Genomic DNA, 18,985 nt, shown 5'->3' on the forward strand with positions numbered 1-18,985 from the left:
GGAGGCTCTTCATGCCTATTGTTACCGTCCAGCTCACGCGCGAGGGCACCGAGCCCGGTGTGAACCATGTAACTGCGGAGCAGAAAGCAGCCATCTACAAGGGCATGAGCGAGGTGCTGCTCGACGTCCTCGGCAAGCCGCTGGACTGGACCTGGGTCGTGTTTGAGGAAGTGGAGATGGAGAATTGGGGTTGGGGCGGGATGCCCGTCGCCGAATACCGCAAGTTGCTGGCCGCGAAGGGCGTTTGAGCCCTCATCGCGTTTCGCGAAAAGCATACTGGGGGCTTCGGCCGAGGCGGTTTCGTCTCCGACGTCGGCAGCCATGATGTGTGACACCGTCGAGGTAGAATGTCCTGTACGTCGCTGGCCCCGGCTGAGAGACGGATCGATACCAAAGGCCAACTAAACCCGTGTCGGCGAAGCCATACTAAAACCTGTCGGCGCGGGCCGTGGCGGCCCGCGAAGACCTCAAGAACTCTCTCAATAGGAGCCACGAATGCCCGAAGTACGAGTTGAGGATCACATCTATACAATGCCCCCGCAGCATGGCTTTACCGTCGCACATTTTCTGACAGTCGCCGACATCGAACGCTCCGCACGATTTTATGAGATGGTCTTCGGAGGCCGCATCCTGAGCCTGGGCGATAGCAGTGGCGCGCCAGGATACATCCGGATCGCGAACACGTGGCTCATCGTCAACATCGGCGGCGGTCCCACACCTGACAAACCGTCGGTGACGCTCGGTGTTCCCCCAGATCCCGATTCGCTCAGCAGCTTCATGAACATCCGTGTTGCTGACATCCACGAATGCTATCGACGCTGGCAAGGCCGGGGCGCTGAGTTCATCACGGAGCCGATGGAAAAGTATGGGGAGACTCGCTGCTACATTCGCGATCCAGACGGCTACATCATCGAAGTGGGTCAGAGTAAACCGCATGTCGTCTACGGTTAGTCCTGGAAGCACGCTTACCTTTTCCTCGAGCCAGGCCTTGGTCTTGGCTAAGATGCTGAATGGCTCATCGCGGAAAATCGGACGGAGCGCCGTTCGGGAAATATTTTCGGTAGATCGCCTGGAACTTTTCGGTCTGCTTGAACTGCTTCAAAGCGATCGAGAAGGCGTCGATCAGAGCGGGCGAAACGCGCGCCTTGGTGAAGCAGACATATACATTTTGTTCCGCCACGCCACGGGACAAGATTGGCTCGATCTTTCCGGACAATCTCAATTTTGTAATCTCACTCATCCCGTAGACGAGGCTCGTGACCGCGTAATCGACACGGCTGGCTGCCAGCATGCGCAAGCTGGCGTCGGTGTCGTTTGTTGGGACCATGTTTTTATGCTCGCGCAAGAAATTCCACAGCTCGGGCGACACGGTCGGTTGTTCGGACACGCCGGGGATCGGTCTGCGGACGGCGACCGTGTGTCCAATGAGATCGTCAAGCGACGAAAACTTCAGTCTTCCGATGTCGGCCGTCCGCACGAACAAAACCCACCTATCCCGGATCAGCGGTTCGTCCGGAAAAGAGCAGAACCGCTGTCCCTCGGTTCGCAACGTGGCGAGCATTCCATCGCGCTCGCCGCGGACTACCATCATCCACGCGCGCCTAGCGGGGAAGAATTCGAAGGAGGCGTCCTGTCCCAAGCCAGCAAAGACCTGCCTGAGGACTTCGACCCCGAATCCCGGCGCCTTGTCGTCGGCTATGCCCTCGAAAGAACCCAAGAAATCATCATTGACAAACTGCAAACGCTTCGCCGCGGACGCTGGTCCGCCGAGCGTCCCGGCAACTGCGACAATCCCACATAACAACCGCCTGAAGCCGGCCCATCTCGCCATTTGCGGGCGTCCCTTGCATTCCACATTCGCACGATAGTGTAGGAAGGCGAACTATGCGATGGTACAGGTCTTCATCTCGCGCGGCCTAGCAGTGATGCTAACATGAATTGTGCGAGTTTGTCGCCGCAAGGGTGTGTTTTGCAACCTGGATCGACATACGCCAACACCGGCGGCGGCAAATCCGATCGCGGATCGCCGAAGCTGAGGCGCAGCGCGTCTGTTTGGCGCTTGTTGCCAGACCCTCTCCGCGGCATTGGGGGGCGACTGCTTGTTCGCGTCTTGATCTTCAGCTCGGTGATCACGCTTCTTCTGACATTGGCGCAGCTCTACCTCGACTATCGCAGCGACGTCCAAGCAATAGATCAAAAGATGTCCGAGATTGACAGCAGCTACCGGCAAAGTCTCAGCGAAGGGCTCTGGGAGATGGACGGGCGCCAGCTTCAATTGCAGGTCGAGGGGATTCTTCGCTTGCCTAATATCCGCTACGTCGAACTGCGAGAGACCACGGATCAAGCTGCCCCCCTCGTCGTAACCGCAGGTTCCCACCAACCCAATCCACCCGAGCGGCACGAACTCAAGATTTATTATTCCAAAGGCGACGCCAGGCAGTTGATTGGCATTCTTGCGGTCGAAGCGACGTACGATGAAATCTATCGCCAGCTTCTCAACACTGCGGCGACGATCATGGTCGCTCAGGCGATAAAGACGTTCATGGTTTCCTTTTTCATCCTCTTTACGGTCCACCGGCTGGTTACACGTCACATCACGGCGATAGGAACCTCACTCAGGGGATATGATCTTCGTGGTTCGCAAGAACCGCTTCGACTCCAGCGGAGCCCGTCTCGGCCAAGCGACGAGCTTGACTTTCTCGTCGGGGCATTCAACCAGATGTGGACAGGGCTGCAGCAAGCGTATGACGACCTGCAGCTCCAGGTTGGATTGCTGCAGCGACTTCCGGTATCCGCCTGGACGCTCAAGCCCGATGGGACGCCGGATTTCGTGAACCAAGTCTGGCTCGAGTTTGCGGGCCAGACCCTGGATTTCGCCCGGTCGCATCCCGAGGCCTGGATGACTGCGATCCACCCCGATGATCGGGCGATGGCGATCAAGAGCTTTTGGAACGGGGTACATTCGGGGCAGGATTTCGCAATGGAGACCCGATCTTTGCGCGCTCGGGACGGGGCATATCGTTGGCATCTCCAACAAGCCGTGGTCTTGCGCGATTCCGAGGGCAAACTCCTCAGATTCGTCGGTACGACGACCGACATCGACGACCTGAAGCGGGCCGAAGAAGCCTTGCGCCAAGCGCAGGGCGATCTTGCTCGCATTAATCGGGTGACAACCATGGGAGAGCTGGCAGCATCCCTTGCGCATGAGGTCACTCAACCGATCACCGGTGCGCTCACCAATGCCACCGTCTGCCTGCGAGGACTCGATCGAGACCAGCCCGATTACGATCAACTGCGCACGGCCGTCAACAGAATGGTAAGAGATGCGCAACGTGCCGCCGACATTCTGAAACGAATACGCTCACAGTTCGAAAGGGGCAGCCTGGATCGTGAGGTTCTCGATCTAAACGAGATCAATCGAGGAACCGTGGCCCTATTGCGCGACCAGGCAGCGCGATACAAGATATCGGTACGAACGGAGCTGGCGACCGATCTTCCTCGGATCGCTGGAGATCGCGTGCAATTGCAGCAGGTCGCAATGAACCTGATCGTCAACAGCATCGAAGCGATGAAGAGCGTCGATGGGGTAAGAGAGATCGTCGTCAAGTCGCAGCGCGTCGACAACCACATACTTGTTTCTGTCAGCGATACCGGCCCAGGGTTCCCCCAGGACCTCGCGGAACAGATATTCGATCCGTTCTTTACAACAAAGCCAGACGGAACGGGCATGGGACTTCGGGTCGCCCGTTCAATCATCGAGTCGCATGGTGGGCGCATGTGGGCGATCGGTTCCCACGGGCGCGGTGCAACCTTTCACCTAAGTCTACCCTTCGCGATTTCAGTCAATGATTAGCCAGCCGGTGTGCAGCGGTTCGCCCCGGCGAGGGCCTGAAAGAAATCCGCGACGCTAGCAAGCCCTTCATTGAGGCCGCAAAGGAGGCAGACATCTTCTTTGAGCGCTGACACGCTTTTCAACGTGCCCTCGACAGCGTTACCATAGAGAGCCCGCCCAAGTCCGGAGCCTCCCATGTGCAACGATTACGAGCAGCATGTCGCATGGGCCGAATATTGCCGGGTGATGGCGTCGCTGGCGCTCAAAATCCCTAGCCACCAGACCGAACTCGATTTGCCACAGGCGGACGACGTCCGCATCAACGATCCAGCGCCGATAATGCGGGCCGCTGATGACACAATCGAACTGGCGTCAATGACGTTCGGGTTTCCGCCGACCGGACCAAAGGGCGGCCCAGTGTTCAACTTCCGCTCCGAAGGTCGGCAGTTCGGAAACAGCAAACGCTGCCTCGTTCCTGCGTCCGCGTTCTTCGAGTTCACGGGAACGAAATATCCGAAGGCGAAACATCGCTTCACGCTCAACGGCTCTCCGTTCATGGCCATCGCGGGGCTTTGGCGTGAAGCTGTCGGCAACAAGGCGCCCACCTTCACCATGCTGACGACCGATCCCGGGCCGGATGTCGCGCCATATCACAATCGTCAGGTCGTGGTGCTTCAGCCCGAGAATTGGGCGGCCTGGATCAACCTGACGAAGCCCGAGGCTGAGCTTTTGCGGCCGCTTCCAGCCGGCTCAATCTCGGTCGAAACAGTTCGCCCCGAAAGCTCGCGACTTAGCTGCGCAGAATCTCTGGTACGCTGAGCGGACCGAGATCGAGAACCCGCCGGTATTCGCCCGCGCGGCGCCAGACGCCTCGCACCTTTCCATTCTCCCGATCCCGCTTCGGATCAAACCTCAGCCCCTCAAAATGATCCAGAAAGGCCTGTGCGGATTCGGCATCGCTGAAGCAATGGAGCCGATAGGTTTCATATTTGCCGTTCGGCCATACCGCCTGCACATGCCGCGTCTGGTGCTTGAGCCCTCGTTCCCGGCAGAACTTCGCGATCATGGTGAAGTTGCGGTCCGTGCAAAGATCATCTAGCAGCGCAACTTGATGTGGCCAGTCGCGGTCGATGACCGATGGTGTTGGTAAGCCCCGACTGCGTTTGACCACTATTCGAAATGCATAGACTGCCCGCGCATCATGGCCAGCGTCAGCGCGATTGCAGGATTTGCCGGCGGCTTTTCCATATACAAGGAGCCGTCGAAATCACGCCATGCGGCCATGCGCAATTCATCATCGTCATCACTGGCCGCCGGGTCGAAAACGTGGGCATCGCAAGGATCCCGGTCAATCTCAATCGTCCAGTCCTTGAGCGCCTTGCGGGCCATCTCTTCAACCTGGGCAAGGTCGCTGGTGAAGAAAGGGATACGGTCTCCATCTTCCGAAAGCGGCTCAACGCGGTCCAGCGTCGGCCGCTCGGGAACCCAACCCAGAACGAAGGCAATATCGAAATCGATCTGGCGATCTGGGCCGGTAGTGATCTCCAGCCGCTTGACCACGTCAGGATAGAGCTGTTTCCGCTCCGGCCAGGTGTCTGGAAGCGCCTCCGCCTGCAACTTTGTGCGAGGAACATTGATCAGTTCCATGACTTGATGGCGCGGAATTTTGTCCTCCGGCCAGCCCGCACAACAAGCCGCTGCCGCAGCCCCATCGGCCTCCAGCCAAACTGCGGCGGCCCGGTCCTCGTCCTCGGTAGGCTTGTCGTCTTCTGGGAAGCCTTTGATATCCCACCCTTCCAACGCAAACAGCCCTTCCGCTCCTTGCAAAGTTGTGATGCCAGCGCGTGCAAACACGGCTTCGGCTGCGGCGATGCCTCGTGCGAGCTCTTCGGGTGTTGCGTCCTCGATGTTCAAGCGAAGTTCCATGGTTCGCCTCCTGTGACCTAATCCGGCCAATGTGAACAAAATGAGAACAGAGAGTCAAGCGCACCCTTGACGCGAGAGGAATATGTTCCTTATTTCAGCGTGACTGGAAGCAGCATGGGACCATGGCACGGCGTCAATCGCGCTGGCCGGCGAAGCTATGGCAAAGACAGCGGAAGACAATTTTCGGATCGAGGTCTGGGATCGCGAGGAGCAGGCTTTGGCGGAAACCATTTCGCGTTCCCCCGATTCAACGGTGAGTCAGGCAGCCTGGCAAGCCGCCATCCGGCGCCGGCCGGGCATGTTGCTGATCCACTACAACAGTCGGCATGTGATGGAGAAGATCCTGACGCCGGGCGAGGTGAAGATCCCGCCGCAGACCATCATCGATGGCAGCGTCCATGCCGGCCTCGATGTGGCGCTCGGCGATCTTCGCGAATGGCATGTGTTGCGGGCCTGGTGCAGATCCTGCTCGCACCATGCAACGGTAAAGCCTGCCGGGCTGATCCAACGCTATGGAAAAGCCGCTCTGTTCAGCTCGGTCGAGCGAGCGCTTTTCTGCACGAGCTGTGACAGGGGCGGGCCTGTCCGGCTTGAAATTCACAAGCTGCCACGTAACTGAGCAGAGCCGAAGGGAGCACAACCTGATCGATTCATCAGGCAAACTCGCCGCTGTACCGGCCAATCCTATCGTCGCCGATGCGTGCGAACGATACCGGTCGCATCCATATCCTGAATGCAAACCATGCGGACCGCCGCGGACGGGGACAGTCGGTCCCGCGTCCCGTCCTGCGGCCGGCGCTATGCTGACGCTCCTACGGCTGTCCCGTCCACCGCCCGCGGCGGGGGCGAATTTCCTCCGTCCAGCGCGCGACAATGTCCGCTGTTGCGGACGCGCGCAGGACTGCGGCTTATACGCCGTTCTTCCTTGGAGCGCCGACGGTCGCCGGCGCGTAGATGCTTGGTATGGAACCGAACCCGGGGCAGGCTATTGAATCGGACTATGTATCCGAGTTCCGTATGTCGCCTGGAGATGGCATCCTAAGCATCAGCAAAAGGCGCACGCGGCGCAGAGACTCGGAATCTGTCCCTGCATATCCGCTGCCGGGGTTTCGATCGTTCCAGCTCTGCACATTGACAGAGCAAATCCCGGTGGGCGGGGATTGGCTTTTCGAGATGAAGTTCGACGGCTATCGTGCCCAAGTCGCCATCTCCGGCTCGAATGTCGTCGTCTATACCCGCAATGGCCACGACTGGACCCGACAGTTCAAGGTCATCCTGCCGCCGCTTCAGAGACTGACAAAGGGCGCGGCACTGATCGATGGTGAGATCGTCGCCATCGACAGCCAGGGCCGCTCGAACTTCTCCATGTTGAAAACCGGCATTGCAGCGGGTCTGCTGCTCAAATTCTACGCCTTCGATCTGCTTGAATTGGATGGCCAAGATCTGTCGAACCAGCCGCTCCTTGCGCGCAAGGAGCAACTTGAGTCCCTGCTGGGCACTCGCCTGCCAGACGACTGCCTGCAATTCTCCAGCCACATCGTCGACCAGGGCAAAAGGGTGTTCGACGCCATGTGCGAGGGCGGCCACGAAGGTATCATCGCCAAACGCGCCGACAGCTCCTACATCGGCGATCGCACCGGGAGTTGGCTCAAGATCAAGTGCACGAAGCGACAGGAATTCGTTGTCGGCGGCTATCGCCCAAGTGACACAGGACATGGCATGGCCTCGCTGATCCTCGGCACTTACGACAATGGCAAGCTCATCTATCGCGGCCGCGTCGGCACTGGGTTCACGGCGGCGATGCGCAAGGAAATCCTGGCGAAGCTCGAGAAACGCCATGTTGAGAAACCGGCTTTCGCATCCGTTCCGAGAGAAATTGCCCGCCGTGCCCGGTGGGTCAAGCCCGAGCTGGTCGCTGAAGTCACCTATGCCGAAGTGACCCCGGACGGCAGCTTGCGACATCCAAGCTTTGAGGGCATGCGCGAAGACAAGCGAGCCGACCAGGTGGTGATGGAAATGCCGAAGACGCCGGCTACTCTTGGCTCCGCCAATCTCGATCCGGGAATCGGCAAGGAGATCGCCGCTGCTGTCGGCGTCAAGCTGACGCATCCGGACAAGGTCATGTACCCGGGGACCAAGGTGACCAAGGCCACGCTCGCCGCCTACTACGCCGTAGTCGCCGAGAAGATGCTGCCGCACATCCAGGATCGGCCACTGTCGCTGGTGCGCGATACCGACGGCGACCTTCAGCAGACCTTTTTTCAGAAGCACAGACTGCCAGGCATGCCCAAGGCCATTCATGACGGCCAGTTGGCGAAGATGTCCGGTAAGGAAAGCCGCATCCTTTGGGTCGGCGACCTGGCGGGGCTGATCGCGGGCGTCCAGATGAATGTGCTCGAATTCCACATTTGGGGGAGCCTGCGCCAGCAGCCGAATCTGCCGCACCGCATGATCTTCGACATCGATCCGGACCAGGGCCTGGGGTTCACCGCCGTCAAGCAGGCAGCCCTCGACATTCGGGCATTCTGGAAGCGCTTGGACTGCAGTCGTGGCCGTTGCTGTCCGGCGGCAAGGGCGTTCATGTGGTCGTGCCGCTCGTCCCGGAGGCAAACTGGGACGAGGTCAAGAGCTTCTGCCAAGACTTCGCCGAACTACTGGCCCGCACAGATCCATCACGCTTCGTTGCCAACATGAGCAAGGTGAAGCGCAAGGGCCGGATGTTTCTCGATTACCTGCGCAACGGCCAGGGCTCCACTGCAATCTGTCCCTGGTCGACTCGGGCACGCGCGGGGGCGTCGTGCGCGGTGCCGGTCAGCTGGGAGGAGTTGCCCACCTGCGAAAGCGCCAACGGTTTCGATGTTTTCGCGGCCGCCGCGCGCGCTCAGCTACCCGAAGCCTGGGAGGGTTATTTCGACGTCGAACAAACGCTTACTGGCCGCATCCGCCACGCAGTCCGGTAGCAATGACAATCCTAGATGGTCAGTGACATTTGCCGATCTGGCTCGGACCGCTTTTGCCCAAATTCGAGAGCGTCCTCCCTTCTGCGGGAGCCCCCACAGCCCGGTCTAGAGTGAGAGTACGGAGCGGTTTGCCATGACGGGTTGAGAGCTGGAGGAGGGCCTCCGGCGCCCGTCGCGGAGAACCGCGATGTCCAGACACTACGCTCGCGCCGGCGCCGACCGGGCAAGCCTCTATGACGAAATCACCAACAAGATCATCGCCGAGCTGGAGGCTGGGCGCTTTCCATGGGTGCAGCCCTGGGGCACGACGGCGACGAAAGCTTCTCTGGCTATGCCGGCCAACGCCGCGACCGGCCGCGCCTATTCCGGGATCAATGTGCTGATCCTGTGGGGTGCGGTCGCCGAGCATGGGTTTCCCGTCCATAGCTGGCTGACTTTCCGCCAGGCGCTATCGCTGGGCGGTCATGTCCGCAAGGGCGAACACGGCACCACCGTAGTCTATGCTGACCGCTTCATTCCTGACGATGAGAAGAATCGCGCACGAGAAACCGGCGAACCAGCACAGGCGATACCGTTCCTGAAACGCTTTAGCGTGTTCAACGTCGCGCAATGCGAAAATCTCCCCGACGATCTGGCCGTGGCTCCGCCTGCACCGGAGCCTGGACTGATCGAGCCGGCCGTCGAGGCGCTGATCAAGGCGACCGGGATCGATTTCCGCATCGGTGGCGATCGCGCCTATTACGCTCCGGCGCATGACTATGTTCGGGTGCCGCCGCCGCAGGCTTATTTCGAGACCATCGACTGGCACCGCACCGCCCTGCACGAGCTCGGGCATGCGACCGGCCATGCCTCGCGCGTCGGCCGTGACCTCGGCGGCGCCTTCGGCACCAAGAAATACGCTTTCGAGGAACTGGTCGCCGAGATGAACGCAGCCTTTTGCTGCGCCTCGCTTGGCATCGTGCCGACCGTGCGCCACGCCGACTACCTGGCCTCCTGGCTTCAGGTTCTGCGCGAAGACAACCGCGCCATCGTGCGTGCCGCCTCCCAGGCCACCAGGGCGGCCGACTGGCTGCTCTCCTTCCTGCCGGAACCTGACGGGGCATTCAGGGCAGGCCTGGCCGACGTCGATGATAGCGAAATCGACAGGACGGCGGCATGATCCTCCTCACCGACGAACTGCGCGAGCACCTGCTCGCCAATGGCCGCGAGCGCAACGCCGATCACGTACCCGTCGTGAAGTTCTTCAATCCGCTCGGCTCAGGAGTTTGGCTCGCGACCGAGCTGGATGCCGATCGCGACACCATGTTCGGTCTCGCCGATCTCGGCTATCCCGAACTGGGCAGTTTCTCGCTCCTCGAGATGACGTCGGTCCGGCTGCCCTTCGACATGGGCATCGAACGTGACATTCACTTTGCCACAGACCTGCCGATTTCGGTGCGGGCAGAGGCCGCCCAGCTGGCCGGAAGCATTCGCGACGCCGAACGCATCCTCTACAACGCCGCCCAGTCCGGCCGAGACGGCGAGTGGAATCTCAGCTTGAAATCCGCAAAGCCGCAGATGCGCAAAGTCGTCTCTGTGGCCCTGTGCCCCTCCGGATCTTCCGTGTGCGGCGCAGTCCTCAGAGTGAGAGGGCTGCGCCCGTCTTTGTGACGGGTTTGGAGGTCGAGAGAGTCTCGGCCGCCCGTCGCGGAGATAATCAAGATGGCTACCGTCAAGCAGAAGATCACCCTCAACGCTTCGCGCGACATCCCGTTCAACAAGCTGATGCTGAGCCAGTCCAACGTCCGGCGCATCAAGCGCGGGGAAACGATCGAGGACCTCGCCGCCTCGATCGCACGGCGTGGCCTGCTCCAGAGCCTCAACGTCCGGCCAGTGCTGGATGGCGAGGGCAACGAGACCGGCATGTTTGAGGTGCCGGCTGGTGGCCGCCGCTATCGCGCCCTTGAGCTGCTGATCAGGCAGAAGCGCATGGTCAAGACCGAGCCTGTGCCTTGCGTCGTCACCAACGCCGATAGCGAGGTGCCGATCGAGGAAGATTCGCTGGCCGAGAACTTCCAGCGTGAGGACCTCCATCCTCTGGATATGTTCCGTGCCTTCCAGACCCTGCACGATCAGGGCGCGAGCCGCGACGAGATTGCCGCACGCTTCTTCGTGTCCGCCACCTTTGTCCAGCAACGCCTGCGGCTCGCGAAGGTCTCGCCCAAGCTGCACGATATCTACGAGCAGGACGGCATGAAGCTCGATCAACTCATGGCCTTCACCGTGGCCGACGATCACGCCCGTCAGGAACAGGTCTGGGAGGCGCTCGAACATTCGTGGTCGAAGGAGCCGCATCAAATCCGGCGCATGCTGACCGAAACCACGGTTCGGGCAAGCGATCGCCGGGCGCTGTTCGTCGGTGTCGAGGCCTATGTCGCAGCCGGCGGCACGGTGCTGCGCGACCTGTTTGAGGCCGACAATGGCGGCTGGCTGGAGGACCCTGTGCTGCTTGACCGCCTGGTCTGCGACAAGCTGAAGTCGATCGCAGATGAGATCGCCGCCGAAGGCTGGAAGTGGATCGTGGTCGATGTCGATCTGCCCTATGGCCACAGTCACGGCCTGAGGGCGCTCGCCGTCAACCCCGTCGATCTAACTGACGCGGAGCGCGCACAACGTGAAGCGCTGCGCAAAGAATACGATCGGCTGGAAGCCGAGTATGGCGAAGCCGACGAGCTCCCCGATGAGGTCGATCAGCGCCTCGGCGAGATCGAGTCCGCGCTCGAGGCTTTCGAGAGCCGGCCGATGATCTACGATCCCGCCGATATTGGCCGCGCCGGCGCCTTCATCAGCATCGACCGTGCCGGGGACCTGGTCGTCGATCGCGGATATGTGCGCCCCGAGGACGAAGCGATGCAAGCGGTCGACGACGACGCCGCCGAGCCCGACGGAGCGACCGAGAGCGAGGAGGGCAGGGACGATCCTTCGGTTCACCGCGCCATTATCACCATCGGCGCGCAGGCGTCCGAGCCCGATGAGGATGACGGCGACACCATCAAGCCGCTGCCCGAGCGCCTGGTGATCGAGCTCACCGCTCATCGCACCTTGGCGTTGCGCAATGCCGTGGCCGAGAACCAGCATGTGGCCATGACAGCACTCTTGCATCGGCTCGTCCTCGACACATTCGGTCAGCGTTCCGCGACCGGCTGCGTCGAGGCGTTTGTCCGGCATATCCACCTGCCGGCGCAAGACGCCGACATCAAAGACAGCCCGGCGGCCAAAGCGGTCGATGAGCGCCATGCGGCATGGAAGGGCGACATCCCGCTCGGTGACGACCAGACTCTGTGGGTCTGGCTCGATAGTCTCGATGAAGCGAGCCGGCAGGCGCTGCTGGCGCACTGCGTCAGCTATGGCATCAACGCCCTGTTCGAACGGCCCAACCCCTATGGCAGCGGCGTCTCCCAGCACGGGCTGGATCAGCGGTTGCGCGAGGCCGATCGGCTGTCTCGTGCCACCGGGCTCGACTTGGTGGCTGCGGGTTGGCGCCCAACGGTCGCAAACTACCTCGGCCGGGTCACTAAGTCCCGGATCCTCGAAGCCGTGCGTGAGGGCGCCGGCGAGCAGGCGGCCCAACTCATCGATCATCTCAAGAAGGGTGACATGGCCAAGGAGGCCGAACGCCTCCTGGCCGATAGTGGCTGGCTGCCTGAACCACTCCGTCTGACCGCTCAGGACGCACCGGCCATGCAGCCGGACGAGGGCGAGGAGGGTGCCTTGCCCGAATTCCTCGCCGGATATGATGAGGACGGCTCGGCGGCAGCCGATGAGGTCACCGCTCACGCGGTCGCTGCCGAATAGCACCAATCGAGAGCGCGGCTCCCGTCGCCACGTTCCCCTTCACATCACGGCCCGGCTCCAAGCCGGGCCATTTTCGTTTCAGGAGATAATGTCCATGTCAGCCCACATCGTCTACGACAACGCCCCGCTCGGTTCGCTGATCCGCTATTCGGACGGTTCGCAGAAGCCGCCAGCCCGCTTCACCCGCAAGCTCGCGGACTGGGACCGCCGCAACGGTCTCGGCCGGCTGGTCCGCAAGTCACCCCCGCGCGACCGTCCGACCTACAGCGCTCCGGCCTCCATCACGCTCAACGAAGGGAATTTTTCCTCCGGCGGCATCATCCTCGTGACCATTATGCGCACCTACTCGCTCGACAGCGCGCTCAGCTTCGAGATCGTCGAGCGGCCCGCGATCGGTATGGTCGGGGTCCTGCAGCAGATCGGCGACCACGACGAGTTGCTGCACTTCGCCGAGAGCCGCGATGCGGCCGAACTCTGGACGGCCAAGACCGGATACCGCAATGCGCGTCTTGAAGACATCACCGCCGACGAGGTCGGCGCCGATGTCGTCGAAGGACGGGCGGCGGCCTGACCCGCGCGGCGTCACACCGCACACCCACAGCGTCGATCCTTCCACCACCGCGGCCCGGATTCGGACGAGCGCCGGGCGCTTTTTCAGGGTCAGCACGACGACCGCAATCGTTTCCTGCGGAAGCCGGAGCCTGACGGCGGAATATGATCGAGATCGATTGATACCGGCAAGCGCTCCACCTCATGGCGGGGCGTTTGTTTCATTTTTGGCTCGGCCGACGCCCTGAGAGGGAGAGGTAGGCCGGGATGGGTTTGAATCCGCGCGGTCCAGAGAGAGCGCCGCGCGGCTCGATCCTGTCCCGCTCTCCCGAGGTTCACACCATGTACATGATCTCGCCTGCTGTGACGGTTCCCGCTGCCGCGCCGCTCCCGCTCGCCCAAACCGGCGCAGCCGGCGCTATCTTCGCCGCCGCCGGCCTGCTGCTTCCCCGTCTCGAACGCGGCGAGTGCATCGACGCGCCAACGCTGCGCTCGGCGATGGAAGCCGCATTCGGCGCCTCCGACGCCGCCGGCGCCTGGGACTGGAAGCAGGCCTACGATGCCTGCGAGGCCGCGACGGTCCTGTTCCTTCGCAAGTATGGAAAGGCGCTGTTCCGCAAAGCCGCGTCTCCGGCTCTCCGCCTTTCCGCATTGTCGAAGATGGCCGGGCTCATGCCGACGCATACCCGTCGGTCCGAAGAGGCGCAGACCTTCCAGCAGTTCTCGACTCCCATCCCGCTCGGCCTGGTCGCGGCAACGGCCGCCGCCATTACGCCGGCCGACCGAGTGCTGGAGCCTTCCGCCGGCACTGGGCTCCTGGCCATCCTGGCCGAGATCGCCGGCGCCTCCCTCGTCCTCAACGAGCTTGCCGAGACGCGCGCGGCGCTTCTCTCCTGCCTCTTTCCGGCCGTCTGCGCCAGCCGCTTCGACGCCGCCCAGATCGACGACCATCTCGATCCGGGCGCCGTGCCGAGCGTGGTGCTGATGAATCCGCCCTTTTCGGTCATGGCCAATGTCGAGGGCCGCATGGCCGACGCGGCCTTGCGGCATGTCGCCTCGGCGCTGGCGCGCCTGGCGCCCGGTGGGCGGCTGGTAACAATCACCGGTGCGAACGTCGCGCCCGACCATCCGGCCTGGACCGCCGCGTTCACTCGGCTGCAGGAACGTGGGCGCGTCGTCTTCTCCGCCGCCATCGACGGCTCGGCCTACGCCAAGCATGGCACGACCTTTCCGACACGCCTCACCGTCATCGACAAGCTCCCGGCGGACGATCCCGCCGTCTTCGCGGATGCTCCCGGCATCGCTCCGGATGCGGCGACGCTCCTCGCGTGGATCGAGGAGCGCCTTCCCACGCGGCCGCCGGTCGTGATGGCCGCCGGTTCCAGCGCGGCATCGGCGGTCGTTACGCCCCGCACCGTGCACAGCTATCTCACACGCTCGGCGAGAACCACGCCACGCATGTCGATCGCCGAACCGGAAGCCATCGACCTTGCCTATGAGGCCGTCGACTGGCAGGCGGCCGAGGACGGCCAGATCAGCGACGCCATCTATGAGGCCTACGGGCTTCAGGCGATCCGCATTCCCGGCTCTCGGGCTCACCCCACCCAGCTCGTTCAATCGGCGGCCATGGCCTCGGTGGCGCCACCCAAGCCGAGCTACCGGCCCCGCCTGCCGAACAACGTCCTTGACCTGCTCTCGGACGCGCAGCTCGAGACCGTCATCTATGTCGGCGAGGCTCACACCGAATATCTCGCCGGCGCCTGGACGCTCGACTATACCTTTGACGTGGTTAGCGCCGCGGCCGATGACGCCGCAGGGGCCGTGCGCTTCCGGCAAGGCTTCATGATCGGCGACGGAACGGGTGTAGGCAAGGGCCGCGAGTCCGCCGCCGTAATCCTAGACAATTGGATGCAGGGCCGTCGTAAGGCGGTCTGGATCTCCAAGTCCGACAAGCTCATCGAGGATGCGCAGCGCGACTGGTCGGCGCTCGGCATGGAGCGCTTGCTGGTCACCCCACTCTCCCGCTTCCCGCAGGGCAAGCCGGTCACGCTGGCGGAAGGCATCCTGTTCACCACCTATGCCACGCTGCGCTCCGACGATCGCGGGGGGAAGGTTTCGCGGGTCAAACAAATCGTCGAATGGTTGGGTCCGAATTTCGATGGGGTCATCATTTTCGACGAGGCGCACGCCATGCAAAACGCCGGCGGCGGCAAGGGCGAACGCGGCGACGCCGCTCCCTCCCAGCAAGGCCGTGCCGGCCTGAGGCTCCAGCACGCCCTGCCGAATGCCCGCATCGTCTATGTGTCGGCGACTGGCGCCACCACCGTGCACAATCTCGCCTATGCCCAGCGGCTCGGCCTCTGGGGCGGCGAGCATTTTCCATTCTCGACCCGCGCCGAGTTCGTCGAGGCGATCGAGGCCGGCGGCGTGGCGGCCATGGAGGTGCTGGCACGCGACCTCAGGGCACTCGGCCTCTATACGGCCCGCTCGCTTTCCTTCAACGGCGTCGAATACGAGCTGATCGAGCATGAGCTGACGCCGGAACAGATCCGCATCTATGATGCCTATGCCGACGCCTTCGGCATCATTCATAACAATCTCGATGCGGCCATGCAGGCGGCCAACATCACCGGCAGCACCGGCACGCTCAATGCCCAGGCCAAGTCGGCCGCGCGCAGCGCCTTTGAAAGCGCCAAGCAGCGCTTCTTCGGTCATTTGTTGACCAGCATGAAGACTCCGACCCTGATCCGCTCCATCACCCGCGATCTGGAGGAGGGCCATGCGGCCGTTGTCCAGATCGTCTCGACGGGCGAGGCACTGATGGAACGGCGGCTGGCCGAGCTGCCGACTGAGGAATGGAACGACGTCCGAGTCGACATCACGCCGCGCGAATACGTCCTCGACTATCTCGCCCATTCCTTCCCGGTGCAGCTCTATGAGCCCTTCACCGACTCCGAAGGCAATCTGTCCTCGCGCCCGGTCTACCGCGACGGCCAACCCGTCGAGAGCCGCGAGGCGGTCGCCCGGCGCGACGAGCTGATCGCCAAACTCGCCAGCTTGACGCCTGTCCCCGGCGCGCTCGACCAGATCATCCAGCATTTCGGGGTGGACATCGTGGCTGAGGTCACCGGCCGCTCGCGCCGCATTGTCCGCAAGGGCGAGCGCCTTGTTGTTGAAAACCGTGCCGGGTCAGCCAGCCTCGCCGAGACCCAGGCCTTCATGGATGACCAGAAGCGCGTTCTGGTGTTTTCGGACGCGGGCGGAACGGGGAGGAGCTACCACGCCGAACTGTCGGCCCGGAACACGCGGCTGCGTGTGCATTACCTGCTCGAAGCCGGCTGGAAGGCCGACACGGCCATTCAGGGCCTGGGCCGCACGCATCGCACTAATCAGGCGCAGCCGCCGCTCTTCCGGCCGATCTCGACCAATGTAAAGGCGGAAAAGCGCTTCCTCTCGACGATCGCGCGGAGGCTCGATACGCTCGGCGCAATCACGCGCGGCCAGCGCCAGACCGGCGGCCAGGGCCTGTTCCGGCCAGAGGACAATCTGGAAAGCCACTATGCCCGCGATGCGCTACGGCAACTCTATCTGCTGATCATACGCGGCAAGGTCGAGGGCTGTTCGCTCGAGCGTTTCGAGGCGGCGACGGGTCTCAAGCTGATGGATGCCAATGGCATCAAGGACGAGTTGCCGCCGATCACCACCTTCCTCAATCGCCTGCTCGCACTGACCATTGCGCTACAGGGCGTGCTGTTCGGCGCCTTCGAGCAACTGCTGGCGGCGCGCATCGAGGGCGCGATCGCGTCAGGCACCTACGACGCCGGGCTGGAGACGCTGCAGGCCGAAAACTTCGTCGTCACCGACCGCCAGGTGATCTACACCCATCCGCGCACCGGCGCCGAAAGCCGCCTGCTCACGATCACCGAACGCAAGCGCAATCGGCCCGTCACGCTCGATGCGGCTCTCGATCATCTCCGCGATCCGCGTGCCGTACCGCTCATCAACGAGCAATCGGGCCGCGCCGCCGTGCAGATCCCGATCCCCAGCGTCATGCTCGACGATGGCGAGGTCGAGCGGCGGGTCCGCCTAGTCCGGCCGATGGAAGGCCAGAACATGCCGCTCAAGGCCATGGGCGAAACACGCTGGGTCGAGGCCGACCGCGAGGCTTTCACAACTGCCTGGACGGCCGAAATCGCCAGGGTGCCGGACTTTTCGGACTCGGTCTTGCACATGGTCACCGGCCTGCTGCTGCCGATCTGGAAGCGCCTGCCCAACGAGTCGACCCGCGTTTATCGACTTCAGACCGACGAGGGCGAGCGCCTCATCGGCCGCCGTGTCTCTCCGGCATGGGCGGCCAACGCCTCTGCGACGAACGTGGTTACGCTATCGCCGGAGCAGGCTTTTGCGGCTCTAATGGACGGCCGGACCATCCTCGATCTAGCCGAGGATATCCAGCTTCGCCGCAGCCGCGTCATGGGCGCATGGCGCATCGAATTGTCCGGGTTCACCGACACGATGCGCGAGCGCCTCACCGCCTACGGTCTCTTCCACGAGATCATTTCGTGGAAGCTCAGGATGTTCGTGCCGATCGACGCTAGCGGGCTCGCCGTGCTGGAGCGCGTGCTCGACCGCTTCCCAATCGAGCGGGTCAGTGAGCGGGAGGCTGCATGATTGCGCGTCACGCTGCATCCGACCTCGCACACCGCCTCGGCGAACACGCCGAGGCGGTGTGCCGCCACTACCTCTCCAATGGCCGTCGCCAAGGCACCTATTGGACCGTCGGCGACGTCCGCAATGCGCCGGGCCGCTCGATGTTCGTGCGTCTGCAGCCATCCCCGAAGGGACCGCCAGGCAAATGGACCGACGCCGCTACCGGCGAGCATGGCGACCTGCTCGATGTCATCCGCGAATCCCTCGGGCTGGTCAATTTCCGGGACGTCGCCGACGAGGCGCGCGTGTTTCTCGCTATGCCAGATGCCATGCCACCCCGACCCGCCGAGCCGATCACGCGGGTCCCCATTGGATCTCCGGAAGCGGCTCGCCGACTGGTCGCCATGTCGAAGCCCATTATCGGCACCGTCGTGGAAACGTATTTGCGTGGACGTGGCATTACGACTTTGCACGGAACCGCAGCCTTGCAGTTCCATCCACACTGCTACTACCGGCCAGACGATCATGGACCGACCAAGACCTTGCCGGCGATGATCGCCGCTGTCACCGACCTCGATGGACATCTGACCGGCGCGCACCGCACCTGGCTCGCACCGGACGGCGCCGGCAAGGCACTTGTCGACACGCCGCGCAGGGCAATGGGTAATCTCCTCGGTCACGCCGTCCGCTTCGGCGTACCCGGCAGCGTCATGGCGGCAGGCGAAGGCATCGAGACGACGCTATCGCTCAGATGCGCCTTGCCCGACATGGCGATGGCTGCGGCACTCTCGGCAGCCCATCTCGCCGCCATCCTGTTCCCTCCGAACCTGCGGCGGCTCTATGTCATCCGCGACAACGATCCAGCCGGCGACGGTGCCCGAGACAGCCTGATCGAGCGCGCGACGGACCTTGGAATCGAGGCAATCGTGCTCTCGCCGGCGATGGAAGATTTCAACGACGACCTCCGCCATTTCGGACTTGCCGCCGTCCGGGCCTCGATTGCTGAACAACTCACGCGCAGGGATCGTCACCGCTATCTGACACAAGCGGCATGAGCCGTGAGGGGAAGCGCGCGGCGCATGGTGCCGGTGCGCCGCATTGATGCGTGGTCCGCCGGCAGAGAACCGCGGCCCGGCCTTCAAGAGGGCGATCGGGCCCACAGTCGTGCCGGTCAGGCAATGGCGGCGGCCGACTATTTTCCGGCGGCGCTACTGCTCGCGAATGGCAGCGATTG

13 protein-coding genes and 2 pseudogenes are annotated in these 18,985 nt (G+C 62.8%); 12 read left to right on the plus strand and 3 right to left on the minus strand.

The window, feature by feature from the left end:
* Positions 1–11: 11 nt before the first annotated feature.
* Entirely contained in the window at positions 12–248 is a 237-nt protein-coding gene (locus AC0NIH_RS21105; RefSeq protein WP_224685780.1) for a tautomerase family protein, read from the plus strand.
* Positions 249–495: 247 nt separating this feature from the next.
* Positions 496–951, plus strand: coding sequence for a VOC family protein (locus AC0NIH_RS21110; RefSeq protein ID WP_473468040.1), 456 nt, complete (start codon positions 496–498; stop codon positions 949–951).
* 64 nt (positions 952–1,015) lie between these two features.
* On the opposite strand, the gene AC0NIH_RS21115 is transcribed toward AC0NIH_RS21110, so the two are convergent.
* Entirely contained in the window at positions 1,016–1,831 is an 816-nt protein-coding gene (locus AC0NIH_RS21115; RefSeq protein ID WP_473468038.1) for a substrate-binding periplasmic protein, read from the minus strand.
* Positions 1,832–2,125: 294 nt separating this feature from the next.
* Here AC0NIH_RS21115 and AC0NIH_RS21120 point away from each other — a divergent pair, with 294 nt between their 5' ends.
* Together AC0NIH_RS21120 and AC0NIH_RS21125 are read left to right on the plus strand one after the other, a co-directional pair.
* Positions 2,126–3,853, plus strand: a complete 1,728-nt coding sequence (locus tag AC0NIH_RS21120) for a sensor histidine kinase (RefSeq protein ID WP_473468036.1) — start codon at positions 2,126–2,128, stop codon at positions 3,851–3,853.
* A 174-nt stretch (positions 3,854–4,027) separates the two neighbouring features.
* Complete coding sequence (locus tag AC0NIH_RS21125; protein WP_473468034.1) at positions 4,028–4,651, plus strand: SOS response-associated peptidase; 624 nt, start codon at positions 4,028–4,030, stop codon at positions 4,649–4,651.
* On the opposite strand, the gene AC0NIH_RS21130 is transcribed toward AC0NIH_RS21125, so the two are convergent.
* Together AC0NIH_RS21130 and AC0NIH_RS21135 are read right to left on the minus strand one after the other, a co-directional pair.
* Complete coding sequence (locus tag AC0NIH_RS21130; protein WP_023777354.1) at positions 4,623–4,898, minus strand: hypothetical protein; 276 nt, start codon at positions 4,896–4,898, stop codon at positions 4,623–4,625. The two genes, AC0NIH_RS21125 and AC0NIH_RS21130, sit on opposite strands and share 29 nt — an antisense overlap.
* Positions 4,899–5,002: 104 nt before the next feature.
* Positions 5,003–5,758, minus strand: coding sequence for a hypothetical protein (locus AC0NIH_RS21135; RefSeq protein WP_473468032.1), 756 nt, complete (start codon positions 5,756–5,758; stop codon positions 5,003–5,005).
* Positions 5,759–5,975: 217 nt separating this feature from the next.
* On the opposite strand from AC0NIH_RS21135, the gene AC0NIH_RS21140 reads away from it, so the two are divergent.
* From AC0NIH_RS21140 to AC0NIH_RS21175, 8 genes and pseudogenes are all read left to right on the plus strand, one after another.
* The gene (locus AC0NIH_RS21140) at positions 5,976–6,377 is read left to right on the plus strand and encodes a hypothetical protein (protein ID WP_084018490.1); all 402 of its coding nucleotides are present in this window, start codon (positions 5,976–5,978) and stop codon (positions 6,375–6,377) included.
* A 554-nt stretch (positions 6,378–6,931) separates the two neighbouring features.
* Positions 6,932–8,718 (plus strand): annotated as a pseudogene (gene ligD, locus AC0NIH_RS21145) (DNA ligase D).
* A gap of 187 nt (positions 8,719–8,905) precedes the next feature.
* Complete coding sequence (locus tag AC0NIH_RS21150; RefSeq protein WP_473468030.1) at positions 8,906–9,877, plus strand: ArdC family protein; 972 nt, start codon at positions 8,906–8,908, stop codon at positions 9,875–9,877.
* Positions 9,874–10,239: pseudogene (locus AC0NIH_RS21155) on the plus strand (DUF2958 domain-containing protein); the annotation flags it as partial. The gene AC0NIH_RS21150 and the pseudogene AC0NIH_RS21155, both read left to right, overlap by 4 nt.
* 180 nt (positions 10,240–10,419) lie before the next feature.
* The gene (locus AC0NIH_RS21160; protein ID WP_473468028.1) at positions 10,420–12,552 is read left to right on the plus strand and encodes a ParB/RepB/Spo0J family partition protein; all 2,133 of its coding nucleotides are present in this window, start codon (positions 10,420–10,422) and stop codon (positions 12,550–12,552) included.
* Between the two features lie 94 nt (positions 12,553–12,646).
* Positions 12,647–13,123 carry a hypothetical protein gene (locus AC0NIH_RS21165; RefSeq protein ID WP_473468026.1) on the plus strand — a complete coding sequence of 159 codons (477 nt, stop codon included), beginning with the start codon at positions 12,647–12,649 and terminating at the stop codon, positions 13,121–13,123.
* 326 nt (positions 13,124–13,449) lie between these two features.
* Positions 13,450–17,772 (plus strand): strawberry notch-like NTP hydrolase domain-containing protein, encoded by a 4,323-nt coding sequence (locus AC0NIH_RS21170; RefSeq protein WP_473468110.1) that lies wholly within the window; start codon positions 13,450–13,452, stop codon positions 17,770–17,772.
* Entirely contained in the window at positions 17,769–18,806 is a 1,038-nt protein-coding gene (locus AC0NIH_RS21175; protein WP_473468024.1) for a DUF7146 domain-containing protein, read from the plus strand. The genes AC0NIH_RS21170 and AC0NIH_RS21175 overlap by 4 nt, the downstream gene beginning before the upstream one ends.
* Positions 18,807–18,985: the final 179 nt, after the last annotated feature.

The sequence above is a fragment of the Mesorhizobium sp. WSM1386 genome (assembly GCF_055901595.1).

Coding starts and splice junctions, on each gene's coding strand:
- AC0NIH_RS21105 (WP_224685780.1), top strand. CDS start 12: ATGCCTATTGTTACCGTCCAGCTCACGCGCGAGGGCACCGAGCCCGGT.
- AC0NIH_RS21110 (WP_473468040.1), top strand. CDS start 496: ATGCCCGAAGTACGAGTTGAGGATCACATCTATACAATGCCCCCGCAG.
- AC0NIH_RS21115 (WP_473468038.1), bottom strand. CDS start 1,831: ATGGCGAGATGGGCCGGCTTCAGGCGGTTGTTATGTGGGATTGTCGCA.
- AC0NIH_RS21125 (WP_473468034.1), top strand. CDS start 4,028: ATGTGCAACGATTACGAGCAGCATGTCGCATGGGCCGAATATTGCCGG.
- AC0NIH_RS21130 (WP_023777354.1), bottom strand. CDS start 4,898: ATGATCGCGAAGTTCTGCCGGGAACGAGGGCTCAAGCACCAGACGCGG.
- AC0NIH_RS21135 (WP_473468032.1), bottom strand. CDS start 5,758: ATGGAACTTCGCTTGAACATCGAGGACGCAACACCCGAAGAGCTCGCA.
- AC0NIH_RS21150 (WP_473468030.1), top strand. CDS start 8,906: ATGTCCAGACACTACGCTCGCGCCGGCGCCGACCGGGCAAGCCTCTAT.
- AC0NIH_RS21160 (WP_473468028.1), top strand. CDS start 10,420: ATGGCTACCGTCAAGCAGAAGATCACCCTCAACGCTTCGCGCGACATC.
- AC0NIH_RS21165 (WP_473468026.1), top strand. CDS start 12,647: ATGTCAGCCCACATCGTCTACGACAACGCCCCGCTCGGTTCGCTGATC.
- AC0NIH_RS21170 (WP_473468110.1), top strand. CDS start 13,450: ATGATCTCGCCTGCTGTGACGGTTCCCGCTGCCGCGCCGCTCCCGCTC.
- AC0NIH_RS21175 (WP_473468024.1), top strand. CDS start 17,769: ATGATTGCGCGTCACGCTGCATCCGACCTCGCACACCGCCTCGGCGAA.